This window comes from Pseudomonas sp. MEJ086 (assembly GCF_030209025.1).
GTDB classification, from domain to species: Bacteria; Pseudomonadota; Gammaproteobacteria; order Pseudomonadales; family Pseudomonadaceae; genus Aquipseudomonas; species Aquipseudomonas fulva_A.
In genome coordinates this window covers 16,904-40,364 of the sequence record NZ_JARVSV010000003.1, presented here as the reverse complement: position 1 = coordinate 40,364, position 23,461 = coordinate 16,904, and the positions used below count along the sequence as shown (strand labels likewise).

At 59.5% G+C, this 23,461-nt stretch carries 22 protein-coding genes, 1 tRNA gene and 1 pseudogene; 14 read left to right on the top strand and 10 right to left on the bottom strand.

Going from position 1 to position 23,461, the window contains the following annotated elements:
* The first annotated feature begins 8 nt into the window (after positions 1–8).
* The 8 genes from QRN22_RS01090 to QRN22_RS01055 all read left to right on the top strand — a co-directional run bounded on the left by QRN22_RS01090 (position 9) and on the right by QRN22_RS01055 (position 12,037).
* On the top strand, positions 9–623 hold the full coding sequence (locus QRN22_RS01090; protein WP_042555311.1) for a TetR/AcrR family transcriptional regulator: 615 nt from the start codon (positions 9–11) through the stop codon (positions 621–623).
* 79 nt (positions 624–702) lie between these two features.
* Positions 703–1,809: an efflux RND transporter periplasmic adaptor subunit gene (locus tag QRN22_RS01085; protein ID WP_042555361.1), complete on the top strand. Its 1,107-nt coding sequence runs from the start codon at positions 703–705 to the stop codon at positions 1,807–1,809.
* On the top strand, positions 1,806–4,928 hold the full coding sequence (locus tag QRN22_RS01080; protein WP_042555312.1) for an efflux RND transporter permease subunit: 3,123 nt from the start codon (positions 1,806–1,808) through the stop codon (positions 4,926–4,928). The genes QRN22_RS01085 and QRN22_RS01080 overlap by 4 nt, the downstream gene beginning before the upstream one ends.
* Entirely contained in the window at positions 4,925–6,217 is a 1,293-nt protein-coding gene (fabF, locus tag QRN22_RS01075; protein WP_042555313.1) for a beta-ketoacyl-ACP synthase II, read from the top strand. The genes QRN22_RS01080 and fabF overlap by 4 nt, the downstream gene beginning before the upstream one ends.
* Positions 6,214–7,452, top strand: a complete 1,239-nt coding sequence (locus tag QRN22_RS01070; protein ID WP_042555314.1) for a multidrug effflux MFS transporter — start codon at positions 6,214–6,216, stop codon at positions 7,450–7,452. Before fabF ends, QRN22_RS01070 begins: the two co-directional genes overlap by 4 nt.
* A 795-nt stretch (positions 7,453–8,247) precedes the next feature.
* On the top strand, positions 8,248–8,736 hold the full coding sequence (locus tag QRN22_RS01065) for a restriction endonuclease (protein ID WP_042555315.1): 489 nt from the start codon (positions 8,248–8,250) through the stop codon (positions 8,734–8,736).
* An 88-nt stretch (positions 8,737–8,824) separates the two neighbouring features.
* Positions 8,825–9,466, top strand: coding sequence for an MltR family transcriptional regulator (locus tag QRN22_RS01060; protein ID WP_052493834.1), 642 nt, complete (start codon positions 8,825–8,827; stop codon positions 9,464–9,466).
* 456 nt (positions 9,467–9,922) lie between these two features.
* The gene (locus QRN22_RS01055; RefSeq protein ID WP_042555316.1) at positions 9,923–12,037 is read left to right on the top strand and encodes a TonB-dependent siderophore receptor; all 2,115 of its coding nucleotides are present in this window, start codon (positions 9,923–9,925) and stop codon (positions 12,035–12,037) included.
* A gap of 12 nt (positions 12,038–12,049) precedes the next feature.
* Here QRN22_RS01055 and QRN22_RS01050 read toward each other — a convergent pair whose 3' ends face one another.
* The 3 genes from QRN22_RS01050 to QRN22_RS01040 are packed head-to-tail and all read right to left on the bottom strand — an operon-like array spanning position 12,050 to position 14,931.
* A complete protein-coding gene (locus QRN22_RS01050) occupies positions 12,050–12,847 on the bottom strand; it encodes an ABC transporter ATP-binding protein (protein ID WP_042555317.1) in 798 nt (265 codons plus the stop codon).
* The gene (locus tag QRN22_RS01045) at positions 12,844–13,896 is read right to left on the bottom strand and encodes a FecCD family ABC transporter permease (protein ID WP_042555318.1); all 1,053 of its coding nucleotides are present in this window, start codon (positions 13,894–13,896) and stop codon (positions 12,844–12,846) included. The genes QRN22_RS01050 and QRN22_RS01045 overlap by 4 nt, the downstream gene beginning before the upstream one ends.
* Positions 13,897–13,908: 12 nt before the next feature.
* Positions 13,909–14,931 carry an ABC transporter substrate-binding protein gene (locus QRN22_RS01040; RefSeq protein WP_231570201.1) on the bottom strand — a complete coding sequence of 341 codons (1,023 nt, stop codon included), beginning with the start codon at positions 14,929–14,931 and terminating at the stop codon, positions 13,909–13,911.
* Positions 14,932–15,706: 775 nt separating this feature from the next.
* On the opposite strand from QRN22_RS01040, the gene QRN22_RS01035 reads away from it, so the two are divergent.
* Positions 15,707–16,654, top strand: coding sequence for a ParA family protein (locus QRN22_RS01035; RefSeq protein WP_197077040.1), 948 nt, complete (start codon positions 15,707–15,709; stop codon positions 16,652–16,654).
* Positions 16,654–17,121: a hypothetical protein gene (locus QRN22_RS01030; protein ID WP_156152758.1), complete on the top strand. Its 468-nt coding sequence runs from the start codon at positions 16,654–16,656 to the stop codon at positions 17,119–17,121. Before QRN22_RS01035 ends, QRN22_RS01030 begins: the two co-directional genes overlap by 1 nt.
* Positions 17,122–17,157: 36 nt before the next feature.
* On the opposite strand, the gene QRN22_RS01025 is transcribed toward QRN22_RS01030, so the two are convergent.
* The gene (locus tag QRN22_RS01025; RefSeq protein WP_042555321.1) at positions 17,158–17,574 is read right to left on the bottom strand and encodes a hypothetical protein; all 417 of its coding nucleotides are present in this window, start codon (positions 17,572–17,574) and stop codon (positions 17,158–17,160) included.
* A gap of 54 nt (positions 17,575–17,628) precedes the next feature.
* Entirely contained in the window at positions 17,629–17,868 is a 240-nt protein-coding gene (locus QRN22_RS01020; RefSeq protein ID WP_082045845.1) for a DNA-binding protein, read from the bottom strand.
* Positions 17,869–18,038: 170 nt separating this feature from the next.
* Here QRN22_RS01020 and QRN22_RS01015 point away from each other — a divergent pair, with 170 nt between their 5' ends.
* The 4 genes and pseudogenes from QRN22_RS01015 to QRN22_RS00995 all read left to right on the top strand — a co-directional run bounded on the left by QRN22_RS01015 (position 18,039) and on the right by QRN22_RS00995 (position 19,529).
* A complete protein-coding gene (locus QRN22_RS01015) occupies positions 18,039–18,257 on the top strand; it encodes a hypothetical protein (RefSeq protein WP_042555323.1) in 219 nt (72 codons plus the stop codon).
* A complete protein-coding gene (locus tag QRN22_RS01010; protein ID WP_042555324.1) occupies positions 18,254–18,469 on the top strand; it encodes a hypothetical protein in 216 nt (71 codons plus the stop codon). Before QRN22_RS01015 ends, QRN22_RS01010 begins: the two co-directional genes overlap by 4 nt.
* A 300-nt stretch (positions 18,470–18,769) precedes the next feature.
* Positions 18,770–18,925, top strand: a pseudogene (locus QRN22_RS01000) (tyrosine-type recombinase/integrase); the annotation flags it as partial.
* Between the two features lie 109 nt (positions 18,926–19,034).
* A complete protein-coding gene (locus QRN22_RS00995; protein ID WP_042555325.1) occupies positions 19,035–19,529 on the top strand; it encodes a hypothetical protein in 495 nt (164 codons plus the stop codon).
* 83 nt (positions 19,530–19,612) lie between these two features.
* Here QRN22_RS00995 and QRN22_RS00990 read toward each other — a convergent pair.
* The 5 genes from QRN22_RS00990 to QRN22_RS00970 all read right to left on the bottom strand — a co-directional run bounded on the left by QRN22_RS00990 (position 19,613) and on the right by QRN22_RS00970 (position 23,377).
* Positions 19,613–19,686, bottom strand: a tRNA-Gly gene (locus QRN22_RS00990).
* Between the two features lie 98 nt (positions 19,687–19,784).
* Positions 19,785–20,663, bottom strand: coding sequence for an alpha/beta fold hydrolase (locus QRN22_RS00985; protein WP_042555326.1), 879 nt, complete (start codon positions 20,661–20,663; stop codon positions 19,785–19,787).
* 344 nt (positions 20,664–21,007) lie between these two features.
* Complete coding sequence (locus QRN22_RS00980; RefSeq protein WP_042555327.1) at positions 21,008–21,700, bottom strand: pseudouridine synthase; 693 nt, start codon at positions 21,698–21,700, stop codon at positions 21,008–21,010.
* Positions 21,701–21,707: 7 nt separating this feature from the next.
* Positions 21,708–21,905 (bottom strand): cysteine-rich CWC family protein, encoded by a 198-nt coding sequence (locus tag QRN22_RS00975; protein WP_285400852.1) that lies wholly within the window; start codon positions 21,903–21,905, stop codon positions 21,708–21,710.
* The gene (locus QRN22_RS00970) at positions 21,902–23,377 is read right to left on the bottom strand and encodes a sensor domain-containing diguanylate cyclase (protein ID WP_042555329.1); all 1,476 of its coding nucleotides are present in this window, start codon (positions 23,375–23,377) and stop codon (positions 21,902–21,904) included. The genes QRN22_RS00975 and QRN22_RS00970 overlap by 4 nt, the downstream gene beginning before the upstream one ends.
* Positions 23,378–23,461 lie beyond the last annotated feature (84 nt).

Sequence of the window (23,461 nt, the reverse complement as noted above, 5' to 3'; positions counted from 1 at the left end):
CTGCAGGCATGAACGAAAATATGAATACGCCATCCACCCGTGGGCCTTTGGATCACGACGTCCGCGATCAGGTCATCAGTGCGGCGACCAAGCATTTCGGCCACTACGGTTACGAGAAGACCACCGTGTCCGACCTGGCCAAGGCCATTGGTTTTTCCAAGGCCTACATCTACAAATTCTTCGATTCCAAGCAGGCCATCGGCGAGGTGATCTGCTCGAATCGACTGGCCATGATCATGGAGGTCGTCGATGCCGCGATTGCCGATGCGCCGACGGCATCCGAGCGATTCAGGCGTCTGTTCCGCTCCATTTCAGAGGCGGGCAGCGATCTGTTCTTCCATGATCGCAAGCTTTACGACATCGCCGCCGTGGCCTCGCGTGACCAATGGCCCTCGGTCAAAGGCCATGAAGCGCGCATTCGCGGGATCATTCAGCAGATCCTTCTCGACGGTCGCGAGGCCGGCGAATTCGAGCGCAAGACGCCGCTCGACGAGGCCGTCAACGCGATCTATCTGATCATGCGGCCCTACATCAATCCGGCACAGTTGCAGTACAACCTCGACGGGACTCCCGAGGCTGTCGTGCATCTGCCTGCTTTGATATTGCGTAGCCTGGCGCCGTAGATAATTGTTGTGACCATTGACAATATTGGTCACAGGTCAAAGAATGTGGTTCCCGTATTGCTCTTGAGTAATGGAACCCATGCGCCTCAAGCCCGCCACTTTCGTCGTTTGCTTATTGCCTGTCGTCCTGGTGGCGTGCGGCGATTCTTCCGTCAGCAAAGATCCACGCAACAAGCCGCCGCTGATCAGGGCGGCAGCGGTCGAGAACGCGGTCGACGTTTCTCGTTCATTCACCGGTGTGGTGGTCGCTCGCACCCAGAGTGATCTGGGTTTCCGCGTGTCGGGCAAAGTACTCGAGCGCTTGGTCGACACCGGGCAGACGGTCAAACGCGGCCAGCCGTTGATGCGCCTCGACCCTGTCGACCTGCAATTGCAGGCGCGCGCCCAGCAGGAGGCGGTCGCATCCGCCAGTGCAAGAGCCAGGCAGACGGCTGATGACGAGGCCCGTTATCGCGGCCTGGTTGCAGCCGGTGCGGTGTCGGCATCGGCCTACGATCAGATCAAGGCCGCCGCCGATTCCGCGAAGGCGCAGCTCAGCGCGGCGCAAGCTCAGGCGGACGTGGCGCGTAACGCCACGGGCTACGCGGCGCTGCTAGCCGATGCCGATGGCGTGGTGATGGATACCCTGGCCGAGCCCGGCCAGGTGGTCAGTGCCGGGCAACCGGTGGTGCGCCTGGCACGCGCCGGCCAGCGCGAAGCCATCGTGCACCTCCCCGAAACCCTGCGCCCGGTGCCGGGTTCCACGGCCCAGGCCATCCTGTATGGCGACAGCGGCGCTGCCGTTACCGCCAAACTGCGTTTGCTCTCCGAGGCCGCTGATGCCACCACCCGCACCTTCGAAGCCAGGTACGTGCTCGACGGCGCGCTGGCGAACGCGCCGCTCGGTTCGACCATCACCCTGAACATCGCCAGGGAAAGAAACGCCGCTCACGTGCTGCAAGTGCCCATCGCCGCGCTCCATGACCCTGGCAATGGCACCGGCGTGTGGGTCATCGCTGGAGAGCCGGCGAAAGTCTCCTGGCGCCCCGTTGAGGTGCTGGGCATTGGTGATGACGCGGCGCGTATAGCCGGCAAGCTGGACGCGGGCGAGCAGGTCGTAGCGCTGGGCGCGCACCTGCTGCGTGATGGTGAAGAGGTGAGGGTGGCCCAGGCGGCTGGCGCGTCGGTCGCCGGGAGTCAGCCATGAGCGAGGGGCGTTTCAACCTGTCCGCCCTTGCCGTCCGCGAGCGCTCCATCACGCTGTTTCTCATCCTGCTGATCGCAGTGGCCGGCACGCTGGCGTTCTTCCAGCTGGGCAGGGCGGAAGACCCACCCTTTACCGTCAAGCAGATGACCATCATCACCGCCTGGCCGGGCGCCACCGCCCAGGAAATGCAGGATCAGGTCGCCGAGCCGCTGGAAAAGCGCATGCAGGAGCTGCGCTGGTACGACCGCAGTGAAACCTTCACCCGCGCGGGGCTGGTGATCACCATGGTGTCGTTGCTCGACAGCACGCCGCCCTCGGCGGTCCAGGAGGAGTTCTACCAGGCTCGCAAGAAGCTTGGCGATGAAGCCAAGACGCTACCGGCTGGCGTTGTCGGGCCGATGATCAACGATGAATTCTCGGATGTGACCTTCGCGGTGTATGCCCTGAAGGCCAAGGGCGAACCGCAGCGCCAACTGGTGCGTGACGCCGAGTCGCTGCGTCAGCGGCTGTTGCACGTGCCGGGGGTCAAGAAGGTCAACATCATCGGCGAGCAGGCCGAGCGGATTTTCGTCTCCTTCTCCCATGACCGGCTGGCCACCCTGGGCGTAACGCCGCAGGACATCTTTGCCGCCCTCAATACCCAGAACGTACTGACGCCCGCCGGTTCGGTCGAAACCAGCGGGCCGCAGGTGGTGGTGCGCCTGGATGGCGCCTTCGACAAACTGGCGAAGATCCGCGAAACCCCGATTGCCGTGCAGGGCCGTACGCTGAAGCTTTCCGATGTGGCGACGGTGGAGCGCGGCTATGAAGACCCAGCCACCTTTCTGGTTCGCCATGGTGGCGAGCCTGCATTGCTGCTCGGTGTGGTGATGCGCGAAGGCTGGAACGGTCTCGATCTCGGCACGGCGCTCGACGCCGAAACGGCGAGCATCAACGACGCCATGCCGTTGGGCATGACGCTCAGTAAAGTCACCGATCAGGCGGTCAACATCACTTCGTCCGTCGACGAGTTCATGGTCAAGTTCTTTGTCGCGCTGCTGGTGGTCATGCTGGTTTGTTTCATCAGCATGGGCTGGCGTGTGGGCGTCGTGGTCGCCGCTGCCGTGCCGCTGACGCTGGCCATCGTCTTCGTGGTGATGGCCGCCACGGGCAAGAACTTCGACCGCATCACCCTCGGCTCGCTGATTCTCGCCCTGGGTCTGCTGGTGGACGATGCCATCATCGCCATCGAAATGATGGTGGTGAAAATGGAGGAGGGCTACGACCGCTTCAAGGCGTCGGCCTATGCCTGGAGCCACACCGCCGCGCCGATGCTTTCCGGCACCCTGGTAACCGCCATCGGCTTCATGCCCAACGGTTTCGCGCAGTCCACGGCGGGTGAATACACCAGCAACATGTTCTGGATCGTCGGCATCGCGCTGATCGCCTCCTGGGTGGTGGCCGTGGCGTTCACGCCTTATCTGGGCGTGAAGCTGTTGCCGAATATCAAACAGGTCGAAGGCGGCCATGCGGCCATCTACAACACCCGCCACTACAACCGTTTCCGCACGCTGCTGGCGCGCGTCATCGCCCATAAATGGCTGGTGGCAGGTGCGGTCATCGCCCTGTTCGTGGTGGCCGTGCTCGGTATGGGGCTGGTGAAGAAGCAGTTCTTTCCAACCTCCGACCGCCCCGAAGTGCTGGTCGAACTGCAGATGCCATACGGCACCTCCATCGAGCAGACCAACGCCACCGCCATCAAGGTCGAGTCGTGGCTGCGCGAGCAGGAAGAAGCCAAGATCGTCACTTCCTACATCGGCCAGGGCCCGCCGCGATTCTTCCTGGCCATGGCCCCTGAACTGCCCGATCCGTCGTTCGCCAAGATCGTGGTGCTGACGGACAGCCAGGAGGCCCGCGAAGCCCTCAAGCTGCGCATCCGGGAAGCGGCCTCCGAAGGGCTGGCGCCCGAAGCCAAGGTGCGCGTCACGCAACTGGTATTCGGCCCTTACTCACCATACCCGGTGGCATATCGGGTGATGGGCCCCGACCCCATGCAGTTGCGGGAGATCGCTGCTCGCGTGCAGGACGTGTTGCAGGCCAGCCCGATGATGCGCACGGTGAACGCCGATTGGGGCCCACTGGTACCGACCCTGCATTTTTCGCTGGACCAGGATCGCCTGCAGGCCGTGGGCCTGACCTCCAGCGCAGTCGCGCAACAGCTGCAGTTCTTGCTCACCGGCGTACCGATCACCTCGGTGCGCGAAGACATCCGCTCGGTGCAGGTGGTCGGTCGCGCAGCCGGGGCTATTCGCCTCGATCCCGCGAAGATCGAGGGTTTCACCTTGGTCGGTGCGGCGGGCCAGCGCATTCCGCTCTCGCAGATCGGCGAAGTCGATGTACGCATGGAAGACCCCATCCTGCGCCGTCGTGACCGCACGCCGACCATCACCGTGCGCGGTGACATTGCCGAAGAGCTGCAACCGCCCGACGTCTCCGCGGCGGTCTGGAAAGACCTGCAGCCGATCATCGAGACGTTGCCCGCCGGCTACCGTATCGAAATGGCTGGCTCCATCGAGGAATCGGGCAAGGCCAGCCAGGCGATTCTGCCGCTGCTGCCGATCATGATCGCCCTGACGCTGTTGATCATCATCCTGCAAGTGCGCTCGATCTCGGCCATGGTCATGGTGTTCCTCACCTCGCCGCTGGGGTTGATCGGCGTGGTGCCGGTGCTGCTGCTGTTCCAGCAGCCGTTCGGCATCAATGCCCTGGTTGGCCTGATCGCCCTATCGGGCATCCTGATGCGCAACACGCTGATCCTTATCGGGCAGATCCATCACAACGAAAGCGAGGGGCTCGACCCGTTCAATGCGGTCGTCGAGGCCACGGTACAACGAGCCCGGCCGGTATTGCTGACCGCGCTGGCGGCCATCCTCGCCTTCATTCCGCTCACCCATTCGGTGTTCTGGGGCACGCTGGCGTACACGCTGATCGGCGGGACTTTCGTCGGCACCATCATGACCCTGGTGTTCCTGCCGGCGATGTATTCCATCTGGTTCAAGATTCGCCCCAGCACCGTCACCGCCGAGCGACCTGACGCCGAACGAGGCGGGCGCACAGCGAACACGAGGAGCCTGCAATGATCGATTCGCAAAGACATAAACGCATCGTGGTAACCGGCACCGGTATCGTCGGGCCGCTGGGTTGTGGCGTCGACGAGGTGTGGCGCCGGCTGCTGGCCGGGCGCTCGGGCATTGCCACGCTGCCGACAGCGATCACCGAAGGCACCGGTGTAACCGTGGGCGGGCAAGTGCCGACGCTGGAGGACGATGCCGTTGCCGGGTATCGACCCGAGCTGATCATCCCCGACAAAGAACGCAAGAAGATGGACCGCTTCATCGAGTTCGCCCTCGTTGCCGCGCAGGAAGCCTTGCAGCAGGCCGGCTGGCACCCGACTAGCGAAGCAGAGCAGCAGCGAACGGCGACGATCATCGCCTCGGGTGTGGGTGGCTTCGGTGCCATGGCCGAAGCCGTGCGGATTACCGATTCGCGTGGGCCACGCCGGCTCTCGCCGTTCACCGCACCGTCGTTTCTCGCCAACATGGCGGCGGGGCACGTCTCGATCCGTCACGGTTTCAAAGGCCCGCTCGGCGCGCCAGTGACCGCCTGCGCTGCTGGCGTGCAGGCGATTGGCGATGCGGCCCGGCTGATCAGAAGCGGCGAAGCGGACGTCGCCATTTGTGGCGGCACGGAAGCGGCCATCGACCGCGTGACCCTTGGCTGCTTCGCGGCGGCCCGTGCGCTCTCCACCGGCTTTGCCGAGCGGCCGCAAGAGGCGTCGCGGCCCTTCGACCAAAACCGCGACGGTTTCGTGATGGCCGAAGGCGCCGGGCTGTTGGTGATCGAGTCGCTGGAGCACGCCCTGGCACGCGGCGCCACGCCGCTGGCCGAACTGGTGGGCTACGGCACCAGCGCCGACGCCTACCACCTCACGGCCGGCCCGGAAGATGGCAGCGGCGCCCGCCGCGCCATGCAGCAAGCGCTCGCCCAGGCAGGCCTGAGCGCCGCCGATGTGCAGCACATCAATGCCCACGCCACCTCGACCCAGGTCGGCGACAAGGGCGAACTGGCGGCCATCCGCTCGCTGTTCGGCCATGACTCATCCGTAGCCATCAGCTCGACCAAGTCCGCCACCGGCCATCTGCTGGGCGCGGCAGGCGGTATCGAAGCGATCTTCACGGTGCTGGCGCTGCGTGATCAGGTCGCGCCGCCCACCTTGAACCTGCACGAGCCCGATGAGCGCGCCGCAGGGCTCGACCTGGTCGCGCTGACGGCCCGCAAGATGCCCATCACCCACGCGCTCTCGAATGGTTTCGGGTTCGGCGGCGTCAATGCCAGCGTGCTTTTCCGTCGCTGGGAGGCCACGCCATGAGCGCCGAAAGCCAGCCGGTAGCGCTCGATGCCGCAACGACCCGCGAAGGCAGCCCGGCATTGACGGGTAAAATCGTCGCCTTGCTGGCGAGCCTTTCTGCGATCAGCATCCTCTCCACCAACATCATCCTGCCCGCGTTCCCGGACATCGGCCAACAGCTTGGCGTTTCCTCCCGCGAACTAGGGCTGACCCTCTCCAGTTTCTTCATCACCTTCGCATTCGCGCAACTGGTGGTGGGGCCACTGGCTGATCGGTACGGGCGCAAGCGGCTCGTTCTGGGTGGGCTCGCGCTGTTCGTGATCGGCACACTGGTCGCAGGCTTTGCCACCAGCCTCGAGGTGCTGATTGCCGGGCGTGTCGTACAAGCGCTCGGGGTGTGCGCTGCCGCCGTGCTGGCGCGGGCCATTGCCCGTGACCTGTTCGAAGGCGAAACCTTGGGGCGCGCGTTGTCGCTGACGATGATCGCCACCGCGGCAGCACCCGGATTTTCACCATTGCTCGGCAGCGTTCTGACCACTGCGCTGGGGTGGCGGGCGATCTTCTTGATGGTCGGAGTCGCCGCCGTGGCCATCGCCTTCTTCTACGCCCGCGGTCTTGGCGAAACACTGCCCCGTGAACGCCGAGTCGCGCTCTCGGCACCACGCGTGGTGGCCGCTTACGGCAGATTGCTCCGCGACGGCAAATTCATCCTCCCGGCCGCCTCGGTGAGCCTGTTGATGAGCGGTTTGTTCGCCTCCTTCGCTGCCGCACCGGCGATCCTGATGAGCGGGATGGGCCTATCGTCGTTGCAGGCTGGTCTGTACTTCGCCGCCACCGTGTTCGTCGTGTTCGCTGCCGGCATGGCAGCCCCACGCCTGGCCCACCGCTTTGGTAGCCGCACGATCACCACCCTGGGCCTTGCCACCGCATTGGTGGCCGGCAGCTTGCTGCTAATCGGGCCAAACAACCCCGGTTTGGGCTGGTACTCGCTATCGATGGTCATATTTCTCTGGGGCATGGGCCTCGCCAACCCACTGGGCACCGCAATCACCATGGGCCCCTTCGGCAAGGAAGCGGGCCTGGCCTCTGCGCTGCTCGGCTTCCTGACCATGGGCGCCGCCGCAATCACCACTTGGCTGGTGTCGGTGCTGGAGTTCGCGCCGGTCACTACGCTGGGCGCTACCCAGGTTGCGGTTTGCCTGGTTGCGGTGGTGATGTTCGCGCTGAGTAGTCGAACGGTCAGAGCGTCGAGTTAGGAATTGCTGGACAGGGAACGGGATATGTTCTTTGTGAGTTCGTGAGACTTCGATGGGTTATCGCCACCTTTGAACATTGCCCACAAAAAGCCCTGTAAAAAACAGGGCTTTCATGTTTCTGGCCTGGAGCGGTATAGGGAATCGAACCCTTTCCGGCCTCTCGCTGTGATCCGCAATGCCCGGCTTAACTGGCCTTGCAGCCCAGCCGGTTCAGCATTTTTCCGCTATGCCTTGCAGTGATCTCGACACTTTTTCGACACGCCGTCTGGACAGTTTTCAAGCCTGCCAGTAGCGTCTGGCCATTACGTTGCCTTGGCTGATCGGCTGCGTTGTCGTTTTCCGCCAACCCGGAGTCGCGTTCCTCCGTCTTGTCTTCAAGCGAATCAAGGCTTTACTGCATGACAAGGAACGTTATCCGACATCGCCAAGGTGTGTTATGCGACAGCAATGTCGCCTAATTAATAGTTGGGCGTCTAACACATGAACTCCCGCATCTGGCAGTACGGAAGCCAAACCCAATCCGCTCCTCTTTTGTCGGCAGTGTTTGGGAACAGTGCCTGCCCATGCTGTAAAGACAGTCCGTCGCTCTCGGTCACTGATCGGAAGGATGAATCTGACGGCCGAAGGTATTCCCAGTACATCAAGGTAATGCGTTGCGAGTCTTGCGGCTGGTGGTTTGCGTCAAATGACACCTGGGACAGTTCATGCGGATCGTTACCTAACAGTGCAATTCGAGTTCTTACCGCAACGGGCGCCGCTCTACGCACGTTTTCTTCCGGGCCAGATGAGCAGCAGTTGGCCGCCCTCGAAAGTGAGATTGAAGCGCATCTACTTGGTCGCGGTTCTTCAACCGCATGGGCGGCTCTAGAAGACGTGACCAAGGGCGTGTTCCGCGAATTCGGTTACGATGCCCGAGTGACCGCAAGATCAAAGGATGGGGGCGTTGACGTCATCGTTGATCATAACGATCACGGTGATGTTTACGCCCAGGTCAAACACACCAAGAACAAGGTTGGCGTGCGTGTCCTTCGGGAACTCATTGGAACAATGGCAATCAATGGCGCCACCAATTCTCTGCTTGTGACTTCGTCCCATTTCACTCGCGGAGTGACCAAAGAACAAGCCCTCGCGGCGCAGAGAGGCTTTGTGGTTGAACTCGTTGATGGTGGCCGTTTGCTTGCATCGCTAAATCTGGCCTATCGACGTAGCCCGCCTACGATTACCGAAGTGATGGCTGTTGCTAAGCCAACCGTTGAGCTAATCCGTGGTGAGGTCGACATTTGACCGCCAGACGCCCAACCCATCATTCGAGCGGACCTGCGCGAAAAGCCGCGCAGGCCGCTCAATTCAAACGTTAGGAGAGCTCGCATACATGGATGATGATCAGATAAGAGACGCGCTCGGCCTTATTGGCGGAATCGTTGATGAATCAATTAAAGGCATGCCCGATCACATTGCCGCCCCAGTCAGAGCAGTAACAGACTTTAGAAAAACTCTGAATCAAGAGTCTGATCGCGGTTGCGCACTAATGGCTGCAGCCTATTTGGATGAAAGGCTTGGTGATCTATTAAAAAGCCATTTCGTCCGCAACGATAAAGTCATAAATAAGATGTTCGACTTTAACGGGCCATTTGGGACTTTTTCTTCAAGAATAGACTCTGCTTATGCACTCGGTCTTTTGCCGGAAAACGTGCGCAAAGACATTCATTTGGTAAGGAAAATTAGAAACGACTTCGCTCATGTTTCGAAACCAATCACATTTAATGACGAGCCAATTGCATCCCGTTGCAATGAGTTGTATCTCCACGGCAAGGATAATGACTCACGAGCACGCGGTAAATTCACACGATCAATGATGACTGCAGTGGGAATAATCGAAGTTTCAATCTTGCAGATTAAGAAATGCACACCAATGGAAGACCATGACATATCGTTAAATCAAAAAGGGATTGACTCTCTGAGGAATTTCTTAAAAGAAAATGGGCTTCAAGAGCTAGTCGAACTTGTGCGGTAGTCTCCTAACTACTGGTTCAAACCGTTCGCTTCGCTCACTGGGACGGGCTAAAGCCCGCCCCTTAACCAAACGTTAATATTCGAGCTGCTTCACTCGCACTTGGCTCCATGTGCTCGGGCATACCAGCGGAAAAGGGGACAGATTTATTTATGAGCCGCCAGCTGGCTCGGTGTTGGAACTAAAATAACTCTTTCACCTTTTCTATGGTCCTGGAGTTCGCGCCGGTGCGACGCTGTGCCGCTAGCCCCTCTAGATAGCGATGGGGGACTGTGCTAGCAGGGCTCAGTGGCTGGCACCGGCGGGGCGGGTCTGCTCGTGATCCTGGCGGCTGTGATCTTCAGCCTCTTTACCTTTGTGCTTTGCAGATCCGCTGTTTTGCATTTGATTCTCCAGTGCAATTGTTAGTCAATATCAACTGGATTAGAATCGCGGCCCCCCCATCAGGACCGCCTTTCCATGCGCTGGAATCACGCCTCAATCTGCCTGCTGTCCCTGTGTTCCGTTGGCGTTCATGCCGCAACGTTGGCTGTGTCGGAAGGCGCGGCAGTCGAGCTTCCGGATTCCTTCATCACTGGCACCAGCGAGAGTGCCACGGGCCCTGTGCTTGGTTATGGCGCCACGCGTTCGGCCAGCGCTACGCGCACCGATACTGCGTTGCACGAGACGCCGCAGTCGGTGAGCGTGGTGTCCCGCGATGTGATCGAAGACATCTCCGCGACTCGCTTGCAGCAGGCGCTGGATCAGGCGGGCGGCGTCGGCCGCGCCAACAACTTTGGCGGCCAGGGGCTGACCACCTTCACGGTGCGCGGCTTTACCACCGGTGAGTTCTACCGCAACGGCTTCCCGATCAATCGCGGCTATCCCAACTCGCCGGATGCCAACACCCTGGAGCGAGTCGAAGTGCTGCGTGGCCCAGCCGCGACGCTTTATGGTCGCGGTGATCCCGGTGGCACCTTCAACGTCATCACCAAGCAGCCATTGGCCGAGCAGCGTACGACGGTTGGCAGCCAGTTCACCGATCAGGGTTTGCGTCGTGGCACGCTGGACACGGGCGGCCCGCTCGACGAGGAGGGCCGCCTGGCCTATCGCCTGAATGTCATGGCCGAAGGGGGCGACAGCTTTCGTGATGATGTGGAAAGCGAGCGCTATGGCATCGCCCCGGTGTTGAGCTGGCAGGTGTCGGACGACACGCGCATCGTTCTGGAGGGTGATTTCATGCGCAACAATCACCCACTGGATCGCGGCCTGACCCATTACCCGACCCAGCGCGGGCAGCCCAGCCACTCGACCTATTACTGGGAGAAGGGCACCGACAACAAACTGCACAACGATAACGCCATGGTGCAACTGCGCTTCGAGCATCAGCTCAATGATGACTGGGCGTTGAGTGGCGGTTATCAGTACCTCGACGGCTCGCTCAAGGGCAATGCGGTCGAGGCAAATGGTGTTGCCGCTGATGGTGTGACGCTCAACCGTAACTTCAACTACCGCAAACTCGAATGGACCGACCATGACGTGCAACTGCACCTGACCGGTCACTTCGATACCTTCGGTTTCGGCCACACCCTGATCACTGGCGTGGAATACGAGAACTACGATTACCAGTCGATCATCAATCGCTCCACCGCTGCGTATCCGATCAATATCTTCAACCCGATTCTCGGCCAGCCACGCCCGGCGCTGGGCAATATCACCACTCATGATCGCGAAAAGCTGAAGACCTGGGCGGCTTTCGTGCAGGATCAGGTAGCCCTGACCGAGCGCCTGAAAGTGCTGGGCGGCGTGCGCATCGAGCGTTTCGAACATGATTATGATGATCTCAGGCCGGTGAACGCCGACTGGGACATGGCCGACAACGCCGTAACCCCGCGTGTCGGCGTTATCTACGACCTGACCGACAGCGTTGCCGTCTACGCCAACGCCTCCAAATCGTTCAAGCCCAACTCCGGCGCGGCGCGTCTGGGTGGCGGGTTTGATCCGGAGGAGGGCAAGGCCTACGAGCTGGGCATGAAGTGGGCAGCGCTGGGTGGCTTGCTGAGCATCGATACGGCGGTGTTCCACGTCACCAAGGAAAACGTCCAGACCGTCGACCCGGTCGACCCAGCCTTTCGGATTGCGGCAGGTGAAGTGCGCAGCCGTGGCTTCGAGGTGAACGTGGCGGGTGATCTGACGCCCGAATGGCGAGTCATCGGTGGTTATGCCTATACGGACTCCGAGGTGACGCGTGACAACTCGCTACCGCGTGGCACCCGCCAAGCCAACATCCCGCGCAACAGCTTCAACCTGCTGAGCGTGTATGAGTTCCGCGATGGCGCGCTGCGTGGCTTGGGCCTGGGCGCCAACTTCAAGTACGTGGATGATCGTGCCGGCCAGACGGCGGCGCAGACCTACACCATGGAGAGCTATGCAGTTACCGACCTGCTGAGCTTCTATCAGGTCAACGAGCACCTGCGGCTGAATCTGGATGTGCGTAACGTGTTCAACAAGGGCTACGAAGAAGGCGCCTTCAACGCCTATGCCTATCCGGGTGAGCCACGCACCGTTCAGACAGGGTTCGCTTACACCTTCTGATGGCTGTTCCGGTCAGGCATCTGCCCATGCCTGACCGGAGAGCGGCTGCACCACGGGGCGGTTCTGCCGATCCCGCAGGATGTCGACCGTGACGCCGTAGGTTGCCTTGATCAGCTCAGCGGTGATGATTTCGCCTGGATGGCCGCTGGCGGCCAGCTTGCCATCGACCAGCACCAGCAGATTGTCGGCGTACTGACAGGCCAGATTGAGGTCGTGAAGAACGACCACCGTTACCAGGTTCCTGGCGCGTGTTTCATGCTGCACGCGGTCGAGCAGGGCGACCTGATGGCGCAGATCCAGGGCGCTGACGGGTTCATCCAGCAGCATGACTTTCGGTTCGCGCATCAAGACCTGAGCGAAGAAAACCATCTGCCGCTGGCCGCCGCTGAGTGCCCCGATTGCTTGCCCGGCCAGGTGCGCGATACCTACCTGGCCGAGCTTCTCCATGGCGCGCTGCAACAGCGCGTCATCGAGGCGCAGGCCGATCTGACCCAGGTTGCCCAGCACCACGACCTCGAGCACCGACAGCGACACCTCGGTGCTGCAGTCCTGAGGCATATAGGCGAAGTCTTCGCGCCAGGCTTGCAGTACTCGTCGCGAATGCCGGCCGCCAGCTAGGCTCTGCTGCCTCTGGGTAATACGCCCGCCTGCCAGCGGCAGGTCGCCCATCAGCGCACGTAACAAGGTGGTCTTGCCGGTGCCGTTGGGGCCCAGCACGACATGAATGGCGCCCGCCTGAAGATTGGTGCTCAGCCCGTTGATGATGGTTCGCCCAGCGCGGGCGATGCTGAGTTCGTCGAGCTGGATCATGCTCTGCCTCGCTGTGGTGCGAATATCAACCAGAGCAGGAATGGCACGCCGACGATGGCCGTCACGATACCAATCGGGAACAGTGCGCCGGGCAGGATGGACTTGGACAGCACCGATGCCGCCGACAGCATGAAGGCGCCGCAGAGTGCGGAGAGCGGCAGCAGGAAGCGCTGATCTTCACCGACCAGCAGCCGCGCGATGTGTGGGGCTACCAGCCCGACGAAACCGATTACGCCAACGAAGCTGGTTGCCGTTGCGGTCATCACGGCGACGAGTATCAAAATCTTCAGGCGCAGCCAGCGAATGTTCACCCCCAGGCTTACCGCTCGCGCTTCACCCAGGCTCAGGGCGGCCAGTTTCCAGGCGTCACCCATAAGGATCAGGCAGCAGGCCAGGGTCACCACTGCGGTGATGGTCAGGGTCGTCCAGGTGGCTTTGCCGAGGTTGCCGAACAACCAGAAGAGGATCTGCTGGGAGAGCTCCGGCGAGGACAGGAACTGCACGAGCGAGAGCAGCGACTGGAAGAGGAACAGCATGGCGATTCCTCCCAGAATGATCGTATGGCTACCGGCCTGACGCAGCGTGGCCAGCGCGAACAGGAACAGAACCGCCAGCATGGAACAGGCGAAAGCGCCCAGTGGCACGCCGATCAAGGCGCCCAGCCCGAAGCTGCCGAAGGCCAGGCTAAGCGCTGCACCAAACCCCGCTGCAGCTGCCATGCCCAGGGTGTAGGGGCTGGCCATGGGGTTGTTCAGCAAGGTCTGCATCTGTGCGCCACCGGCGCCCAGAGCGGCGCCTACCGCCAGGGCCATAAGTGCCACGGGCAGGCGCAGATCACGGACGATGGTGTCGGTCATTGGCTGGCGATCGCCAATGTTCAGCAGCGATTGCAGTACTTCCCAGGGCGACAGCAGTGAAGGCCCCGTGGCGATATCCAGTACCAGGCAGCCGCCGCACAGAAGGACGAACAACAGGCAGTTGCGCCAACGCTTGCGCTCACGCAGACGGTGCTCGGCAATGGCGTCTTTTTCGAGTGTCGATGGGGTCATGGGAGGCTGGGCTTAATCATTGAGACCGATGGCGTACGTGCCTTCGGCGGCCACCGGCAAATACGTGCGGTGGTAGTTCAGGTAATTGGCCACGGGGTCGAGATCGGCGAACAGCTCCGGGTAGAGCTGCTTGGCGATGAATTGCAGCATGGCGAAATCGCCCAGGCTGCGAGACGCACCCTGGTAAACCCCGTACAGCCGCCCATCGTGGATGGCAGGCAATTGCGCCCAGCCTGGGCGAGAGGCAAACGCCTGCAATTGCTGGCGCGCCGTCTCGGCTTTTACACCGGGGCCCATGGACAGCGCGGTTGGGTTGCTGTTGTCCTCGCGCCCGGAGATGACAATGACCTCAGGGCGGGCAACCAGCACCTGCTCAGGATTGATCGGCCCCCACCACTCCACGAAGGGAGCCGCAATGTTGTCGCCACCCGCGGCTGTCGCCAGGGCGCCCCACATGTTCTTGCCGTAGGTGAATGAGTATTCGGCCGGCCCCTTGTTACCGAATTCGAGGTAGATGCGCGGCTTGGGTTTGTGCGCATCGGCAATACGTTTTTCCACGTCCTTGACGGCGGTTGTATAGAGGTCGGCCAGCTCCCGTGCCCTGGCTTCTTGCCCGGTCACGGCACCCAGCAGCAGGGTGGAGGCGACGTGCCGCTCCAGGGTCTGCGCGTTGTAGTCGATGACCAGCACCGGTACACCGGCCTTTTCCAGGCGTACCACTTCATCTGGCAAACCTTCGAATTGCCAGGCCGTCAGCACCACCAGATCCGGGTTGAGGCTCAACACTTTCTCGACCGAGAAACTCTGCGTTTCCACCTCGCCCACATCGGCAAGGCGATCGAGGGCCGGGCGATGAGCCACATGCAATTGCCAGTTCAAGGGCACCTTCTTTTCCCAGGCGCCCCGGGAAATGCCCACCACCGAGTCGAACGCCGAATCACCACCTACGGCTATGTAGTCTTCGAAGTTGAAACCCAGAATCACCCGCTTGGCCGGCAAGGGCGCCGTGACGCTGCGGCCCAGTACATCGACCACCTGTCGAGACTCCGCATGGGAAAAGCTAGAGAAAAGAAAAGCGAGAAGCATTACTGCTAATGGGTAAGCGCGTTGCCTGGTCATCTTTCTCATCATCCGGTTTATCTAGGTGGCGGATTCCAGCGGGCGGTGTGGTCTGGGTACAAGCGGTCATCCGGCTGCCTGAATGGCACGGGGTTGCAGGCAGTGGCAGCTACTCTTCGCGTCACGTGCCACAACGAGGAACGGCTCCCGCCCAGATACGAAAAAGCCCTGCGAGAGCAGGGCTATGGTGTTTCCGATCTGGAGCGGGATAAGGGAATCGAACCCTTTTCCAGCTCCCGCAATGCTCCGCAAAGCCCATGCATTGCTCGCTTGGGCGCGGATTTTACACGCTTTACTCCGCTTTGAACCGCATTGGTTTCGACACTTTTTCGACATACCCCCGCACCTACGGCGAGGGGACTTGAACCCGTGTCGAGGTTTCCGCATTGCTCCGCTGTGGCCTGCTTCCCCAAGCACTTCGGCTTTTGCCGTATTCGCTATGACAGCATTGATCTGCTGTGACTTGCATTGTTTTTAGGTAGCATCGGGCAAATCCAACCTCTGCTCCGTCTCCCTCCCTCCCTACTGCTCACATAACCGTGTAACTCGCATGCTTTTCATTACCTTTGCTTTATAATTCAGTAATTTGTCAAGTATTACCTTTGTATTTCTTCTTCAGTAGCCATGGAAAATGTTATGGTGGCACTTGGCCTTGAGCCGCAATCATATTTCTAGGATGGGGATGCATCGGATGGCTAAGAAAATTTCAATTATCAATTTTAAAGGCGGAGTTGGTAAGTCTACCCTGGCTTTTCATCTGGCCACGTATCTCGCTACAAGTAAAAAAGTTCTGCTCGTAGATGTTGATCACCAATCGAGCCTATCCTTAGTTTTAATGGGGGATGTTCTTTGGCAGAAGGCTGTTAATGATCGTTTAACAGTGAATTCGGTATTTGAGTCATTTTGTAATCGAAAAGTCAGTATGCCTGGGCGAGAAATAATTCACCCCTCTATTATGGTGCAGCGACGCCCCGGTCGTAAGAGCTTATATCCTAATCTAGATTTAGTTCCTGCTCAGTTTGAGCTTGATGATACTGAAATTGAGATGGCATCAACAACAATGGGATCGCCAGTGATATCGGAGTGGCATAAAAGAACATTGATGTCTGAGTGGCTTGATGCTATTAATGCGGATAGTGAGTATGACTATGTTATATTTGATTGTCCGCCTGCAACTAAGCTTGTTAGTCAGAATGCATTGGCGGCTAGTGATTACTACGTTGTTCCTGTTGTTCCTGATATTATGTCAAGTCGGGGTGTTACCCACTTTCAAGTTCTTGTTGATGCTAAGATTGACAAGAAGTTGGAGTTCCTAAGAAGTTCTGCCGGTGTTGCGTCTAAAGACGTTCCTGCATCGTATAGACCTGTAACCAAAATGGCCGCCATTGTGCCGTTTCTGGCAAAGCGTGCGGGTAATTCATTGTCTGGCTTTACCAATATTCATACGGAACAGTTGACCGCATTGCGCACCCGGTGGGGTGCCAATATAATCAAAACAGTTGTGAGTAGCTTGACTGGCGTTCCGGAGGCTGTTGATCAAGGTCTACCGCTCTGGGCTGCCCATTCTAGCGCTAATAGAGACCTTGCGCTTCCCATGATGGAGAGCGCATGTAAAGAGATTATTGCGAGGTTCGTCTAGTGTCACAGCAAGGTGAAGGTCTATCTGAACGGCACAAAAAAATTATATCTATCCTAGAGTGTAATTTTAAGTATCTTGTGTCTTTGGGAGTTGATCCTGGAACTCTTCGTGATTATAAAGCATTGCTGTCAAGCTTGCATTCCATGCATCTTGGGCAGTTAAGTGATATGTATTTGAACACCGGTAAGATGCGTGGTGGTAAAAGTGCAAGACCTCAGCTTCCTGATGTGGGGGCATTAACTCTGGAAGAGATTAGGTCTAAGCTTGCCTCGCCTAAGGTCTCTAGAGACCTTTTGGAAAAAATAGCTCGCGATCGCTTTGGACTGAGTAAGGGGGCAGTTTCGTCGTTGAGGAATAAAGAGGCTCTAATTGATAAGTTGGAGTCATCGCTTTCAAATGAAGCTTCTCATGATGTCATTGCAAAAGTAGTTGTTAGTTCTGCTTCTAATAAAGAAACGGATAGCTAGGTATTAAGATTACCTTCGTTTTTTGGGGGGTGGTATTTACCACGATTTAGTTATCTCGCCTTTTGAGCACCCGATTACATCTTCATCAATGGTGTAGTCGGGTTTCAGGCATTCTTGAATCGGGAGGGGCTTGCAGTCGACTTTGCAGCGTTTCGATTCCACGATGGCGGCGTGCTTCCGCTTCATGGCTTCGTCGTAGGCAATCTGTTCTTCGATCTTTCTCTTTTTTAGGTAGGTCTTTGCACCCGGAGCCATCGAGCCTCCGTTCTCTGCAAAGCCGCGCATCATCCTGTCGTTCAAGTCCTGATGCATTGGCTTGATGATCAGGTCGGTGATGGCCTTGCTTGCCGAGTCTATGACGTCGCTTTGAGTGGGGTCTTTATGCTCGGCAATCGCGCTCAAGGTGGTTAGCGCGATAAGTGCAATGACTATTGCTCTAATGGTCTTCTTCATCGTCAGAGTCCTTTCTGCGGGCAATCCAGCGCCTAGCTACTTCCTGTGTGATCGCTATCCCGCGTTGGGTTGGCTCAAGTTTCGGCTGGTTTCGTCGTAATCCGGGCTGGTTTGGCCAGCCTCGGGCGCGATCTGGCCGCTTGCCAGCCATAGGGCGTACTGCGGATAGATCTTGACCAGTACGTCTAGCTCGTCCGTGCTCACACGAACAGCTCCCTTGCTCACGTTCAGCCACCGGCTGTGATCTGTCTCGCTCATCTGGCTCAGCTTCTTAGGGCCAACCGTCTTGATCAATGAGCGCGCTCTATCTGCTGAGCTTTCCATATAGAAAAAATATAACCATCGCAGCGAGGGTAACTATTGACGCGACAAAAGCGTCGAGTCAATAATTGACCTGAGGTAATTATTAACTTGAGGCCGGCTCAAGCATTCCGAAAAATGCTGAACATAGTGGAACAAAGCAGATGGATAAGGAAGGTCTCGACTCCCAAAAGCTCCATGGCGCGCCGCCTTTGATGCCATGGCCGAAGTTCGCCGAATGGATCGGCATGGCGGATGAACCCCTGGTGGTGCGCAGCTGGCTCGAGTGCGGCTACCTGCCTTCGCAGAAGGTCGGCAAACGCACCATGGTCAATGTGGCCCTGCTGCATCAGCAGCTTCTTGAACAGGAATGGACGCTATGAAGAAGAAAGACGACAGCCTCGACCTCTGCAGCATCAAGACCTTCGCTGAAATGAGCGGCGTGTCGGTTGAGGAGGCCATCAACTGGGTCGATACCGGCGCCATTCCCAGCATGCGGCTGGCGGACTTCCGCATGGTCAACCTGGCTCATATCCGCGCCGACATGAACAAGGGCAAGACCGCCTTCAATCCAGGGGACTACAGCCATGCCTAATCAGCTCAATGTGGTCAACGCTTCAAACGCAGCCTCATTCATTGGCCAGACGGTGCTCATGGAGCTGGTATGGGAACAGGATCCAGAGCCGATTTGGCGCTGCTTTCACGTCCTGGGCTTTGTTCTGCCAATAGAAGGCGTCTTCGAACATGGCTATCTCTTAACGATGGATCTCGATGGTAAGTCGCGTTACCCCGATGAAACCTTCTTTTCGAGCATCCGCACCATTCGGGCGATAGGGCACTGCGACCGGCAGAGTTCCGGCCGTATGACCGGCCCTATTCAAGATGGGTCAAGGACCGCGCTCAGGCCAGCCACATTCTGCGCCAGACCTTCGCAGCTCATTTCGTCATGGGCGGTGGGCATATCGTCACGCTGAAAGAGATCCTGGGCCATGCCTCGTTGGCCATGACCATGCGCTATTCGCACTTGGCGCCTGAGCACTTGAGCACTTGAGCACTTGAGCGATGCTATTAGGTTGAGTCCCATTGCTGGACTATCCCTCTAGATACGCCCCAACTTTATTTATATGCTGGTTGTTTAAAAGCTTTGGTTGGGTGGGTGCATGGATGACGAGATAACTTTCGATGATTGGTTTAACAGCCTGAGCATGGTTAAGGTTTGGGCGCTGCTAGTCAGTGTTGTTACAGTCCTTTCGGCGCTTGCGACTGCTGGATTTTGGTTTGGTCAGAAGTTTTCTGAGAACCAGAGTGCTATGCAAATTACTAGTCTTCAAACGCAGGTTCAGCTTCTTGAGGCGAATTACCAATCTGCGTCATCAAGCCTTGAGCAGTGGCGGGGGGCTTATAAAAATCTTGAAAACGAGATGACACAGAGAAACGGCCAAATTTCTCAGCTGTCCAGCCAACTATCTCGGCAAAATAATTGCGTATTTATTCAGAGCCAGATCCGTCTCAATAAAAACCGTATGGATTCTATTGATAACTCGTTCTCTTTTGTGGGCGATGGCCCCTATGGTCAGCGGCTCAGACAGGAACGTAACGAGCTCAATCAGGAGAACGCCCGTTATCAGGAGCAGCTTGGGCGTTGTGGTGGTTGAAGTAGCTTTCGACACTTCTTCGACACATCTAAACGCCGCCCACAAAAAAGCCCTGTAAAAACAGGGCTTTAGTGTTTCCGATCTGGAGCGGGCTAAGGGAATCGAACCCTCGTCATGAGCTTGGGAAGCTCAGGTAATGCCATTATACGAAGCCCGCTTTTGCGTGCGTCTTTATACCGGAAGTCGTCTGCGAAATGAAGCCCACGTCGGCCAGAAATGTGTCTGGAGCGGTGTACGGGCTCTGTTTTCTGCTGCTCATACGGCCATGGCGTGCGGCAGGCCGGGGTAGCTGGTGTAGCGCCGGCTGCTGGCGGTGCTGCCTTGCAGGAAGCCGAGCAGGGCGTTCTGGGTCTGCAGCCAGGCGCCTTTGTGTTCCATGTCGATGAAGTGGCCAGCGTTGTCGACGGTGGCGAACTGGCAGTCGTCGATGTGTTGGGCGAGCAGGCGGGCGTCGCTGGCGCTGGTGTATTCGTCGTGTTCGCCGTTGATGAACAGCAGGGGGATGTCGATGCTTGCCAGGCGGTCCATGTGGCAGTGGGCCCGCATGCGTAGCACCTGCTGAATGTGCGCGTTCATCTGCCGGTATTCGTGGTGGCTCAGGCTGCTGATGTGTTTGTGGTTGTAGCGCTTGAACAGCGCGGGCAGGTATTTGCCGATGGTGTCGTTGACCAGGTGGCCGACCCTGTCGCTGTCCTGCAGGCACGCCAGGGCGCGGCCCAGGTAGTCGAGCATGGGCGCGTTGAGCACCGGCGAGAACGAGGCGAACACCGCTTTTTCCAGGCTGGCCGGGCGTTCGCAGAGGGCCTGCATGCTGGCGATGCCGCCCCAGGAGAAGGCCATCAGGTATTGCGCCTGGTAGTGGTCGATGAGGTCCAGCAGGATCGCGGCTTCGTCTTCCTGGCTGAGGCAGTGGTCGTTGCGGTTGTGGGGCTTGGAGCGGCCCGCATAGGGCTGGTCGTAGAGCACCACGTTGAACTGGGTGCCGAGGTATTTGACCGTTTGCGCGAAGGAGGCGGTCGTCGACAGCGAGCCGTTGACCAGGATGATGGTCTTGCGGGCCGCGGGGTTGGTATGAAATTCCGTGTGTACCTTGTACGTCCCGTGGACATCGACGACAGCGGTTGCTGGCTTCATGTGTATTCCTCCTGGCGCAAAAGATGAACACGGCTGACGGGCGGGGCCGTAAACCGGGCAAGTCGGATGGTTAGCAAAGCGCCGCGGCGTGACAAGCGCATGTCAGTCAGGAGAATCTTATGATTTATAATAAAAATCAGATGGTTAGGGCTGGGTAGAAGGAACCTGCGCGCGCACGGCGGCGGAATTCGTTCATCTCCCCAGGCAGGAGCCCTCTCGCGGCAGGCGCGAGCAACCGGAATACGACAGCAGAGAGCGCACGGGCATTGGCACGCACCGCTGCGATGTCTCGTTCGAGTTAAGCAGCGCTGCGGGGCACTGACAAGGCATGTGCCGTTACTTGCTCAGATGCTGTCGATTTCCGCCTGGGTGAGCGGCCGGTAGGCGCCCGGCGGCAGGGCAGGGTCGAGCCGAATCGTGCCAAGGCTCTCGCGGTGCAGGCCGATGACCTTGTTCTGAAAGTGCCCGAACATGCGCTTGATCTGGTGGTAGCGGCCCTCGTGCAGGGTCAGCCTGGCGCTGTGTGGTGCTTCGATTTCCAGCAATGCAGGGCGGGTGGTCAGGTCCTCGTAGGCGAAGTACAGGCCGTTGGCGAACACCTCGATGGCTGCCGGGTCGATGACCTGCTCGGTTTCCACCCGATAGACCTTGGCGTGGCTGCCGTCGGGGGCGGTGGCGCGGCGTGACCAGAGGCCGTCGTTGGTGATCAGCACCAGGCCGCTGGTGTTGAGGTCGAGGCGCCCGGCGAGGTGCAACTCGTGCCTGTCGGGCTCGTCCAGCAGGTCGAGCACGGTGCGGTGTTCCGGGTGGCTGGTGGCGCTGACCACGCCGACCGGTTTGTGCAGCATGAAGTAGCGCGCTGCTTTGCCCGCTTGCAGAACCTCGTCATCGAGCTCCACGCGGTGGAAGTCACGCACTTCGGCGCGGCTGTCGCGGCAGACCTGACCGTCGATACGCACCCGCCCTGCGGCGAGCAGCAGGCGCGCCTCCTGACGGTTGAAACGCGGCAGGTTGCTGAGCAGGCGGTCGATGCGCATGGGCCGCTCAGCCGTTTTCCACAGGCAGGGCCTGGGCACAGCGCGGGCACAGGCAGGCGCGGTCCAGCGCTTCGGGCGGCAGCTCTTGGAGAGCCTGCGGTTCGACCTCCACATCGAAGCACCAGCAGTGGCTCACCACGCCGTCGCTGTCGGCCTGGGCGCAGCGGTTGGGCTGGCCACAGGCGGGGCAGAGGCTGGTGTTCACTGGGTTTCTTCGCACATGCGGTTGCGCCCGGCCTGCTTGGCGCGATACAGAGCGCGGTCGGCGCGGGCGATCAGCGCCTGCAGGTCGTCGCCTTCCTGCAAGGTCGCCAGGCCGATGCTGGTGGAGGTGTGCAGGTGCTGGCCGGCGAATTCGAAGTGGCTGCTGGCGGTCTGCTGGCGGATCTTTTCGCCGAGCTGGCGGGCGGCGTCGAGGGCGGTGTCCTTGAGCAGCAGGATGAATTCCTCGCCGCCCCAACGGCAGATGATGTCGGACTGGCGCAGGTTCTGCTGCAGGTGGCGAGCGAAGCCGCGCAGCACGGCATCGCCAGCCAGGTGGCCGTGGCTGTCGTTGAGCTGCTTGAAGCCGTCGAGGTCGAAGAGCAGGGCGCACAGCGTGCTCTGGCTACGCCGCGCTTCCTGAATGGCCTGGTTGGCCAGCAGTTCGAAACCGCGGCGGTTGGGCAGCTCGGTCAGCGAGTCGGTGGTCGCCAGCGCGGTGATGCGGGCCTGGTAGCGGCGCAGCACCAGGGTGACCAGCAGCAGGACGGTCAGGGTGACGACGCCGCAGATCAGCAGGTTGAGGTAGAGCGACTGACGAATGCCCGCCAGCGCGCCGCTCTCGTGCTTGTCGACGAGCAGGTACCAGTCCAGCTCGGGGATGAAGCGCACGTTGAGGAAGTGGCCACGGCCGTGATCCTGATAGAAGAAGTCGCCGCTCTGCGGATGCGGCAGCTTGCTGTGCAGATCCTCGAGGCCTTCCACCTCGCTCAGCAGGTCACCGATGCGTGCGCCCATGGGGCCGCCGCTGGCGCCGGTGAGCACGATGCGGCCGGTGGTGTCGACGAAGTACACGCTGCGGTCATAGCGCTTTTGGTACTCGTCGATCAGTTGCACCACGGCGTCCACGGTCAGCCCGACGCCGGTAGCGCCGATGAAGCGGTGCTGGTAGTCGAAGACCTTGTAGTTGATGAAGACCGTCATGCGGTCCTGGTTGGCCATGTCGATGTCGACATTGATCTCGTAGGGCTCCTTCATGTCGCGCAGGCGGTAGTACCACACGTCACGGCTGGCCTTTTCGTCGATCTGCTTCAGCACGCCCTTGGCCTGGTAGTAAGTCTTGCTCTGCTCGGAGACGAAGAAGCTGGTGACGGTGCCGTAGTGGCTCTGCACTTCCTGCAGGTAGCGGGTCATGGGCTCGAGATCCTGCTCGCCGCCGAGCACCCAGTCACGCAGGAAGGTATCGCGGGACATCATCGAGGAGATGAGGATGGGGCGCACCAGGTCCTTCTGGATTTCCGAATAGACGTTGTCCGAGGTGAGCGGCAGCTCGGTGTTGACGATGTTGTCGCGGATCGAGTCGAGGGCCGCGTAATAGCTGGCCAGCGAGGTGGCGATGAAACCGCAGCCGAGCAGAACGAGCAGCAGAAACACCAGCGAGCGTGGGCTGGCGGTTTTGGGTGACGGTGATGGCATCGTGCTGGCTTCTTGGTAGATGCCGCAATGCTAGGGTCTGTTGACGTTTCAGCGCAAGCCGAGCAGAGCGAAGACCGGGGTTTC